Genomic DNA, 10,337 nt, shown 5'->3' with positions numbered 1-10,337 from the left:
TCGGCGGCGGCAACATCGGCTGCATGACGGCCTTGAGCCTGGTCGAGCGCGGACTGCGCGTCGTGCTTTGCGAAAAGGGCGTGATCGCCGGCGAGGCCTCCGGCCGCTCCCTGGGCTATATCGACGGCCAGTTCCTCGATCCGGTCAAGATCGAGATCGTCGCCCGCTCCAAGGCGCTTTGGGCGGACATGAACCGGCGCGTCGGCGCGGAGACCGGCTACCGGCGCCCCGGCCTGGCGGCCCTGTTCTCCACCCCCCAAAGCGTGGAATGGGCCGCCGGATGGCTGGAAAGCGCCAAGGGGGCCCCGAGCATCGACGCCCGCATGCTGACCGCCGCCCAGGCCGCCGAGATGGCCGGCGGAAGCACGGAAAGCTTCGTGGGCGGCATCTATCAGGCCAGCGACGCCGTGGCCGAGCCGCAACTGGCCGCCTCGGCGATGGCCGAGGCCTTCCGTCGTCGCGGCGGGGTGATCCTTCAAGGCTGCGCCGCCCGCGGGATCGAGATGTCCGCGGGTCGGGTCTCCAGCGTGGTCACGGAAAAGGGCGCGATCCTGTGCGGCGCCGTGGTGCTGGCCGGCGGGGCCTGGTCGCCCGTCTTCGCGCGCAGCCTGGGTCTGGACCTGCCGCAATTCATGGCCTTTTCCGGCATCGCCCGCCTCTCGCCGCCGTCCGGTGGACCCAGCCCACAGATTCCGCTCGTCTTCGAGCGCAGCGGCGTGATCATGCGGCCGACCCTGAGCGGCGCCTACGACGTCTGCGCGGCGATCGGCACGACCCCGATCACGCCGGCGATCCTGGGCGACTTGCCGCGCCTGCTGCCCGCCTTCCGGGCCATGGGCAGTCAGGTCCGACCGGTGCTCAACGTCCAGACCTTCATGGACCAGTGGCGGATTCCCAAACACTGGAAACTGGACGAGGCCTCGCCCTTCGAGCGCAACCGAATCCTGATGCCCGAAACCCGGCACAGGCTGCTGGACGCCGTGGTCGGCGACTTCAAGGCCGCCTATCCCACGTTCGGCGACAGCCGGCTCGTCGAGACCTGGAGCGGCGCGCTGACCAGCACCCTGGACAACATGCCCGTCCTGTCGCCGGTGAGCCAAACACCGGGTCTGTTTGTCGGATCGGGCTTCTACTATGGCCTGACGATGGCGCCCGCCGCCGGCGAGGCGCTGGCCGATCTGGTCACCGGCGCCAAGCCGAGCATCGACCTTTCACCCTATCGCTTTTCCCGTTTCAGCGACGGCTCCAAGCTGGAATTCCGCGGCTAGACGGAGGAGACGGATGGGCCCGCGCGGTCGTCGCCGCACCTCGGCCCATCTGTTCGGCGCCGCCTGCTCAGACCGCGCGGTCGGGGCGCCATGGTTTCGCCGAAGCCTGGGGGCATGAACCCGCATCCGAAGCGATCGGCGTCCAGGTCGCGCCCGGCGCCCACGCCTTGTTGGTCTGCCGTGGCGTCGTCTGGCGCAATCAGATGCCGTCCCTGGACAGGCGTCAGTCCTTGGGTGGGTTGGTGTCGTCCGACTTGAACGCGTCGCGAGCGGCCAGCAGAAAGTCGGGCCGGGCAAGGCTGTCGACCTGATCCCTCCGATGGACAACGTTGCTCTTCACGACTCCTGCGCCAGCCAGTTTCCGGCCTCGAGCCGGATCGGCGGGGCGTTCCCGTCGTAAGAGACGCCGATGGGATCGCCCCCCTCAGCCACCACCTTGAGCTGCTTCTCCAACAGGCGACGCACCATCACCACCCCGCGGTCCGAACTGGCGAGGTGTTCTTCCGAGTGCAGCGTGATCGGGCCCTGACCGGTCTGGGCTTCATAGTCGCCCGGCTTCGCCCGGCGTTCTTCCTCGGACATGTCGAACCAGGACGCGCGGGTCAAAGCCCCGCCTTCGGCCCGCGGCAGGAAGACGCCTTTCTCACGCACCCGGCCGGCGGTGTAGATCCGGTAGTGGGTGTCATCGATGGGCAGGGTCCAGCCCAGGGACTCGACGGGAACGCCAAAAGCACCGTGCACCGGGTTGGGAACGCCGCGGATCGTGGGGAGCAGGACTTCGGTGATCCGGTTGAGGGTTCCCTTGCCTTCAACCGGCCTGGTCGTGCGGATCTTCACCCCGCGCTCGGTGAAGGCGAACTCCACCTCCTTTGGGAACCGGTTCATGATCTCGGTGAACTGCGTGCCGCTGAAGCTGCCGTGCAGGATAGGCACGTGGTACGGATCGGCGACGTTCTCGTAGTGCTGCAACCAGTTGCAGGGGACGACGACGCCGCCGCCGGAGCCGATGGAATTGTCGTCGGCGTCGATGAACTCGCCTTCGTCAAGTGTCTCGAGACACGCCCAACGCGGAAGGACCGGCATCCGCTCGGGCGGGCCCATATAGGCGAAGACCAACCCGTATTGTTCCTTGGTGGGATACCAGGGTTGCCGCACTTTTCCGCGAAACTGCTCGCCCAGATTAGGCTCGGCGGGCTGTTCCAGGCAGCGGCCTTCCACATCGAACAGCCAGCCATGGTAGCAGCAGCGGATGCCGCGATCTTCGACCTTGCCATAATAGAGGGTCGTGCCGCGGTGACAGCAGCGGTCATGGACGAGACCCGCTCTGCCGTTCCCGTCCCGGAAGAGGATAAGGTCCTCACCGAGCGCCCGCACCTTGCGTGGAACATCGCCCGCGTCGTTCGATAGTCCGACAGGGTGCCAATAGCGTCGCAGAAGCTCGCCCATCGGCGTGCCCCGGCCAACCTCCGTCAAGGTGGCGTTAAACCGGGAGGGGGACCTGGAATATCCGGTCCCGACCATCGCATCATCGCTTTCCAACGACCCCTCCAAGATTACTTAACGCGTTCACTAACCTGCGGATCGGCTCTGTCGCTGTCAAGCTGGGCTGCGCGAGAGTTGAGAAACGACGGCTGTTCGACGCGCGATGCGCTCGGCGCGTTTGGAGCGCCATCGCCCTTCGGAAACCCGTTTCAGATGGGCCCATCCGTCCCCTTCGGCGGACTCAAGCCGTCGGAACTGGGCCGCGAGGGCGGCGTCGAAGGCCTGCCTGCGTCGCTGGAACGCAAGACCATCGACCGTTCTGCCCAGGGCGGACAGCCCCCTATTCCTCGCCTTGCTGCCAACCCTCCGGCAGCGACGCTGAGAGGGCCGCCGTCAGGCGGGCCAGGATCCGCTTGAGATCTTTTTTGTCTTCGCCGAGCAAGCCATCGAGATGGTGGTGGATCGGCGTTACAGCCTTTTGGAGCTTGTCCACCAGAGCCTCCCCCTGATCGGTGAGCCCCACGATGGAGCGGCGCGCATCCTGCGGTGGGGTCGTTCGACTCGTGACGCCTCGCACGCCCAGGTCGCGGACGATCCTCGATATGCTGGGCGCGAGCAGGTCGGTGCGCCGCGACAATTCGCTGACGTCCATGGGTCCGCTGCCGGCCAGCACCTTGATCACCCGCCACTGCGCGTCGGTGAGCTCATGCTGCGTCAGGACGGGCCGAAAGCAGGCCGTTACCGCGATCCGTGCGCGAAGCAGGATCACCGGGAGCGATTCATCGAACAATCCCGGCGAGTACGCGGGGTCGGCGACGTCCTCCAATTTCATGTCGTCCGGCATCTTGGCGGCTCCGATAATTTCATTCTACGCGCCCCTGGGACGGAGCCACGAAATGCGGCGGGAAGGGCGTGACAGGAATAATATAACACGTTATGCATTTGCTTAACCCGTTATCCAATGAGGCTGGCAAACAGCACAGGAGCGGGCCAGGGAGGTCATATCGTGCGCTATAGGCTCATTCTGCTGAGCGGCGCCGCTCTTTTCGCGGCCACTACCGCTTCGGCCCAAACCGCTGTTGCCGACCAGGCGACGGTGCAACTCGAAACAGTCGTCGTCACGGCTGATTTTCGCGCCACCAACATCCAAAATCTACCGCTGGCGGTATCTTCGGTCAGCGCCACGGACTTGCAACAGCAAAACATCAATACCGCGAGCAAGATTCAGAACGTGGTGCCGGGCCTGAAGATTCTCGAGGTTGGGGCTCAGCCCGGCATCTTCATCCGCGGCGTGGGCAGCGTTGTCGCCAACGTGCTCAACGACCCCGCGGCGGCCTACAACGTCGATGGCGTCGCGGTCTCGCGGCCGATCGGGATGAATGGCCTGTTCTTCGACCTGGATCGCGTTGAAGTCGTCAAGGGTCCGCAAGGCACGCTTTACGGCCGCAACGCCACCGTGGGCGCCATCAACGTCATCTCGAAAAACCCCACCTTCGACTTCGGCGGTTCTGCGGGCGTGACCCTCGGCGACTTCAACCTCCTGCGGCTGGAGGGCGTCGTCAACATTCCCGTCAATGAAACGCTCGCCTTCAGGGCGGGCTTCCAGCGAGAAAAGCGCGACCCCTATCTCACCAGCGGCTCCGACGATGCCGACAACGTCGGGGTTCGGGTCAAGGGGATCTACAAGCCGAACGAAGATCTGACCGTCCTGGTCACGGGTTCCTACTACAACGCGCAGGGCGCGGGCGTGGGCGACGTGCCGCTGAAGTCGCCGACCGGGGACTTTCTGTTCCCCAGCGATCCCTGGCGGGTCGATGAGGGGCCTTCGCTGCTCAACGGCGGTACGCGCGTGCCCCGGGACGCTTGGCAGGATCTCACCACGCGAGGCTTGAGCGCCCAAATCGACTGGCGCCTTGGGTTCGCCAAGCTCACCCTGATCCCGGCCTTCCTCGGCGCGAAGTATGACGCCCTGACCTACAGCGGCGGTTTCCGTCAGCGGGTCACCAGCAAGGCCGATCAGAAGAGCCTTGAGGCGCGACTGGCGTCTTCGGAGCCCGCCTTTGGCCGTCTGGAGTGGACGCTTGGCGCTCTCTACCTGCTGGACCAGCAGGTCTCTCGCAACGATCAGAAGACCCAGATTCCGACCCGTTCGATCCAGGTGCTGGATCCTTTGGATCTGAGATCCTGGGCGCTCTACGGGCAGGGGGTTTGGTCGGCCAATGATCGGCTCAGGTTCACCCTTGGCCTGCGCTATTCGCGCGACAAAAAGACCATGCGCGGGACGACGACCTCGGTGTCCGACGTGCCGGGCGATCCGGTGCTGAGCCAATACGCCAATATCGGCGACGCGCAGTGGGAGAGCACGGACTATCGCGTGGGCGTCGACTACGATCTCGCCCCTGACTCGCTCCTGTATGCGAACATCTCCAGCGGCTACAAGGCCGGCGGGTTCTTCGTGGGCCGCGCTCCGAACACCTACGAGCCCGAGACGATGACGTCCTACCAGGTCGGTTCGAAGAACCGCTTTTTCGACCGCCGCTTCCAGTTGAACCTCGAGGCCTGGTACTGGGATTACCGGAATTTCCAGGTGTCCCAGTTCGGTTTCGTCAACGGCGTCACGCCGCGCCAAAGCCCGGCCAATATCGCCTTCATGACGGTGAACGCGCCCAAGGCCAAGAACTGGGGCCTGGAGGTCCAGTCGGCCTGGATGATCACGCCCCACGACCGTCTCAGCGTTCAACTGCAGTATAACGTGGCCCGCTACGTCGAGTTTACGCAGGCCGCCTTCGCCCCCACCAACGTGCCGGCGGCCAACTATGCCGGCGAGGATCTGACACGCGCGCCCATGTGGTCTGGCAACCTCGGTTACAGCCACAGCTTTGAACTGCCCAACGACGCCCGCGTCGTGGCGAGTCTCAGCCAGCAATTCGAAAGTCATTCCTACATCGTGCTGCAGCGCATCCCTGGACGCCTGAAGTCCGGTTTCGCCACCACGGACTTCGACGTGACCTATCACGCCCCCGAGGATCGTTGGCAGATCAGCATCTACGGAAACAACCTGGAGAACGAGCCGGTGCTTCTGTTCGCCGGCAACACGCCCGCCGGTCTCTGGGGACACGCCAGAGCGCCGAGGAACTTCGGTGTGACGCTCCGCGCCCAGTTCTGATCGTCCACCGTCGCCGCGGTGTCTTCGCCGCGGCGACGTCCTTGCCTCCACGTCGTGAGCGCTGGGCCGGCCCGGCACGCTCCCTGCGCAGCACGCTCGATATCCATCGACGGGGCCCTGCGCCCGTCTTCACAACGACGAGGTAGACTTGATGGTTCGCCCTCCCAAACAAGAGTCGCAAACCCAGTCCCCAAGCCGCCCGTTTGGAATGGCCGGATGGGTGCTGCTGGCGGTGATCGGGGTGGTCTACACATGGTCTTTCATCGACCGGCAGGTGCTCACCTTGTTGGTGCAGCCCATCAAAGCTGATCTGGGCCTGTCCGACACGCGCATGGGATTGCTGCTCGGCTTCTCCTTCGCCCTGTTCTACAGCCTGATGAACCTGCCGGCCGGCTATCTGATTGACCGCTACAATCGCCGCGGACTCATCGCCATCGGCGCGGTTGTCTGGTCGGCGATGACCATTGTCTGCGGTTTTGCCCGCTCCTTCGGTCAGTTGTTTGCGGGGCGGGCCGGCGTCGGCTTCTCCGAGTCGGTTATCGCCCCCGCGTCCTTCTCGCTCATCCGCGACGCGGTGGAGCCGTCGCGCCGCGCCAGCGCCTACAGCGTCCTGGCCATGGCGCCCTACGCTGGCTCCGCCTTGGCCCTCCTGCTGGGCGGCGCTCTTCTGGCCGCCGCGAGCGACGGCCGTTTCTCCGCCTGGCCGGTGCTTGGCGCGATGAAGCCGTGGCAATGCGTGTTGATCATCGTGGGAGCGGCCGGCTTCCCGCTCACCCTGCTCCTGTTCCTGGTCAAGGAGCCCGCGCGCCGGGTGGACGTCCAGGGCGCCAAGCCCGCCGGATACGGTCAGGTCTGGTCTCACATGAAGGCCAATGGCTGGATCTATTTCCTCCTGCTGTCCTTCACGACCTTGCAGGCCATGCTGACCTTCGGCAGCAGCGCCTGGCTCCCCGCCCTGGCCAGTCGCCAGTGGGGCCTTTCTCCGCCGCAGGTGGGCCGCGTGATGGGGCTCGCCTATCTGATATTGCCGCCGATTGGCCTGTTCGCCGGCGGCTTCGTGATGGACTGGCTGACGGCGCGAGGCCGCTCACTGCTAGATTACGGCATCCTCGCCAGCGTCATCTCGCTGATCGCGATCGTCGCCATTCCCTTCGCCCCCACCGTGGAACTGATGTGGGTCGCGATCTGCGTGAAACTCGCCTTCGCGGGAAGTTTCTACGCCGTCGGCGCCACCATCCTCGCTCAGGTCACCCCGAGCCATCTGATGGGCAAGCAGACGGCCCTCTACCTTCTCGCCCAGAACCTGATTGGCCAGGGCATGGGACCCATGGTGGTCGCTCTCCTTTCCGACAGGTTCTTCGAGGGCGGCCACGCCCTTGGCTACGGCCTGGCCACCATGGCCGTCGTGGTCGGGATCCTGGCGACGCTGGTCGGGGTCGCCTTGCGCAGCGTCCTCATGCGGTGGCGGTCGGTCGACTGAACGCCTGTTTCCGTCCGCTGGCAAAGCTGGAGATCCTTGATGAACAGCCTCGAGAACAAAACCCTCGTGATCACGGGGGCTGCTTCCGGGATAGGCCACGAGACGGTTCTCATCGCGAAGGCGCAGGGCGCACGCGTTCTGGCCGTCGACATCAACGAGCCGACCGCGGCGGTGGACGAGTTTTTCCGCGCCGACCTCTCAAACCCCGGTTCGATCGACGACCTTGCGCGCGCGTTGCCCGAGGGCCTGGACGGCTTGGCGAACATCGCCGGCCTGCCGCCCACCCGGTCCGCTGAGCAAGTCCTCGCGGTGAACCTGATCGGCCTCAAGCACCTGACCTACCGGCTCGTCGACAAGATGAACCGGGGCGCGGCGATCGTGAACCTCGCATCCCTCGCGGGGCATGGCTGGGCGCGGAGCCTTGAGCAGGTGAAGGCGGCGCAGGACCTGGACTTCGACGGCATCGCCGCGTTCTGCCGCGCCCAGGACATGTCGGCGGAGCGAGCCTATTCGTTCAGCAAGGAAGCCGTGATCGTCTGGACGTTCCACAACCGCTTTACCTGGCGCGACCACGGCATCCGCATGAACGCCGTCAGCCCCGGCCCCATCGCAACGCCCATCCTGCCCGATTTCATCCAGGCTTTCGGCAAGCTGGTCGAGGAAGACCGGGTCAATACCGGTCGCGCCGCCAACGCCGCGGACGTCGCGCCCGTGGTGGCCTTCCTTCTGTCGGACCCATCCCGGTGGATCCGCGGCGCCAACCTCCCGGTGGACGGCGGGGCGTCAGCCCACATTCTGGCGCAGGCGCACGGTCTCTGACGGCTCCTCTCATGGCCCTTTGTCAGCGAGATCCACATGACGAGCACGGGTGGCCGCGCTTGCGAGTCCACCGGTCTCACCTTCAACGCGCAGACCGAGGTCGGGAGAAACCCGACGGGTGAGGTCTTGCGCCGCCACGGGCGCCCGATCTGCATGACCGGGGACACGACAGACGCGCCCGAGACGATCCTGGCCCTTGGCCAGAAGCTTGATCCTGTTCCGCGACCGAGCAGGTCACGCGTCGCCAATTGTCGACGAATCCCAATTGTCTCCCGGTGCGCCGCTTCGTCGGCTGACACACCCCTTACCCCTCGGAGTCGCCCATGCTTCAGCCGTTGATGACCGTAAAGGTCACCAGGAAGAACATCGAAGCCGAGGACATCGCCGTGTTCGAACTGGCCGATCCGACAGGGGGTGATCTGCCACCCTTCAGCGCCGGATCGCATATCGACGTCGAGGTCAGAGCCGGCCTCGTGAGGCAGTATTCGCTGTGTAACAACCCCTCTGAACGCAGCCGATACGTGATCGGCGTGCTGAAGGACCCCCGCAGCCGCGGCGGCTCGGCAGGCATGCACGAAATCGGGGAGGGGCAGGACCTGCGCATCTCCGAGCCCCGCAACCATTTCCAGCTTGAACATTCCGCCCAGCGCACGCTGCTGTTCGCCGGCGGCATCGGCGTGACGCCGATCCTCTGCATGGCGGAGCGGTTGTCAGCGCTCGGCGCTGACTTCGAGATGCACTATTGCGCTCGCTCCCGGGCGCGTTGCGCGTTCCATGATCGGATCAGGGCGTCAACCTTCGCCGAGAAGGTTCACTTCCACTTCGACGATCAAGGCCAAGCCCACGCCCTGGATATCGACGCCGTCCTCGGCGAACCCTGTCTAGGAACCCACGTCTACGTCTGCGGCCCCACGGGCTACATCGACCTCGTACTGAGGTCGGCCGCCGCCAAAGGCTATGCCGACCGGCAGGTTCACCGCGAATACTTCAGCGCCGATCCCGAGGCGATGTTTGCTGAAGGCGGCGCATTCCAGATCAAAATCTCGTCCACCGGTCAGGTGTTCGACATCCCCGCCGACGCCACGGTGACGGACGTGCTGCGCGATGCCGGCGTCGATCTGCCCACCTCGTGCGCGCAAGGCGTCTGCGGCACTTGCATCACACGCGTGCTGGATGGCGTGCCCGAGCACCGGGATTTCTATCTGACGAACGAAGAGCGGGAAAAGAACGACCAATTTACCCCCTGCTGCTCGCGATCCAAGACGCCGATGCTGGTCATCGATGTTTGACGCATGAAGAGGGGGCTGGCCCCAGGCGGGACTGTCCTTCGCTTGCCTGTATCGACACGAGCTCGCCCCGCCTCGGCGGTCGCTCGGAGCGTAGCCCGTGGACGCCGACGACAACGCCAAGCTCGCTGATCGCTGGGTAGTCGGTCTTATCCTCAGAGGTCATCGACGGTGACCCGCGGTCCTCCCGCCGCGCACCAGAGGCGGCGCTCGCCGTCGGAGGTCGCCTTTGGGGGGTAGGGTTTTCAGGTCTGAGCTGTGGTCCCTTCCGGCCAAGCGAGGCGAAGGCGTCGCGGTGCTTAAGGAGCAGGTGATGGCGGACATGGGCGGGATGACAGACCGGGAATCGGATTCCAATTGGCTGAAGCAGACCGTGGGTCGCTTCGCCTTCCACCCCATGGCCGATCCCAAGGACACCGTGGCCAACCCGCCGCCGATCGTCGTCAAGGGCGACGGCGTCCATGTCACCGACCTGGATGGTCGGCGCATGATCGACTGCCAGGGCGGGCTGTGGTGCGTTAACGCCGGCTATGGTCGTCAGGAAATCAACGACGCCATCTCGGCCCAGCTCCAAGAGCTGCCCTACTACACGATGTTCCCGGGCAGCGCGAACGCCCCGGCCGTGCGCCTGTCGGCCAAGCTCTGCGAGCTGACCGCCCAGGAAGGCATGGCCAAGGTGCTCTACGGCTCGGGCGGTTCGGACGCCACGGAAACCGCGTTCAAGATCGCGCGGCAGTACTGGAAGCTGGTCGGCGAGCCCGAGCGCGTGAAGTTCGTTTCGTTGCGGGGCGGCTATCACGGACTGCACTTTGGCGGCATGTCCGCCTGCGGCGGGG

At 65.4% G+C, this 10,337-nt stretch carries 8 protein-coding genes; 6 read left to right on the top strand and 2 right to left on the bottom strand.

Annotated features, from left to right (window positions below):
* The coding region (locus tag PMI01_RS05640; protein WP_007665072.1) for an NAD(P)/FAD-dependent oxidoreductase at nt 1-1,268 on the top strand (1,268 nt) is incomplete at its 5' end.
* Nucleotides 1,269-1,604: 336 nt separating this feature from the next.
* Here PMI01_RS05640 and PMI01_RS05635 read toward each other — a convergent pair.
* Both PMI01_RS05635 and PMI01_RS26005 read right to left on the bottom strand, forming a co-directional pair.
* Nucleotides 1,605-2,714 carry a Rieske 2Fe-2S domain-containing protein gene (locus PMI01_RS05635; RefSeq protein WP_238537008.1) on the bottom strand — a complete coding sequence of 370 codons (1,110 nt, stop codon included), beginning with the start codon at nt 2,712-2,714 and terminating at the stop codon, nt 1,605-1,607.
* 376 nt (nt 2,715-3,090) lie between these two features.
* Complete coding sequence (locus tag PMI01_RS26005; protein WP_007665058.1) at nt 3,091-3,594, bottom strand: MarR family transcriptional regulator; 504 nt, start codon at nt 3,592-3,594, stop codon at nt 3,091-3,093.
* A 162-nt stretch (nt 3,595-3,756) separates the two neighbouring features.
* Between PMI01_RS26005 and PMI01_RS05625 the strand changes: the two genes are divergently transcribed.
* The 5 genes from PMI01_RS05625 to PMI01_RS05605 all read left to right on the top strand — a co-directional run.
* Nucleotides 3,757-5,916, top strand: a complete 2,160-nt coding sequence (locus PMI01_RS05625; protein ID WP_007665056.1) for a TonB-dependent receptor — start codon at nt 3,757-3,759, stop codon at nt 5,914-5,916.
* A 220-nt stretch (nt 5,917-6,136) separates the two neighbouring features.
* The gene (locus PMI01_RS05620; protein WP_157223686.1) at nt 6,137-7,396 is read left to right on the top strand and encodes an MFS transporter; all 1,260 of its coding nucleotides are present in this window, start codon (nt 6,137-6,139) and stop codon (nt 7,394-7,396) included.
* 39 nt (nt 7,397-7,435) lie between these two features.
* Nucleotides 7,436-8,215: a coniferyl-alcohol dehydrogenase gene (locus tag PMI01_RS05615; protein ID WP_007665052.1), complete on the top strand. Its 780-nt coding sequence runs from the start codon at nt 7,436-7,438 to the stop codon at nt 8,213-8,215.
* 323 nt (nt 8,216-8,538) lie between these two features.
* Nucleotides 8,539-9,504, top strand: coding sequence for a PDR/VanB family oxidoreductase (locus PMI01_RS05610; RefSeq protein ID WP_007665050.1), 966 nt, complete (start codon nt 8,539-8,541; stop codon nt 9,502-9,504).
* Between the two features lie 328 nt (nt 9,505-9,832).
* Nucleotides 9,833-10,337 (top strand): aminotransferase class III-fold pyridoxal phosphate-dependent enzyme (locus tag PMI01_RS05605; RefSeq protein WP_035034835.1); only part of this gene is annotated, 505 nt, incomplete at its 3' end.

The organism is Caulobacter sp. AP07 (assembly GCF_000281955.1).
In the GTDB taxonomy this organism is placed as follows: Bacteria; Pseudomonadota; Alphaproteobacteria; order Caulobacterales; family Caulobacteraceae; genus Caulobacter.
This window is presented reverse-complemented; position numbering and strand designations above follow the sequence as displayed.

Excerpts from the sequence above, each read along its gene's own strand:
- PMI01_RS05635 (WP_238537008.1), bottom strand. The coding sequence starts at position 2,714 with ATGGGCGAGCTTCTGCGACGCTATTGGCACCCTGTCGGACTATCGAAC.
- PMI01_RS26005 (WP_007665058.1), bottom strand. The coding sequence starts at position 3,594 with ATGCCGGACGACATGAAATTGGAGGACGTCGCCGACCCCGCGTACTCG.
- PMI01_RS05615 (WP_007665052.1), top strand. The coding sequence starts at position 7,436 with ATGAACAGCCTCGAGAACAAAACCCTCGTGATCACGGGGGCTGCTTCC.
- PMI01_RS05610 (WP_007665050.1), top strand. The coding sequence starts at position 8,539 with ATGCTTCAGCCGTTGATGACCGTAAAGGTCACCAGGAAGAACATCGAA.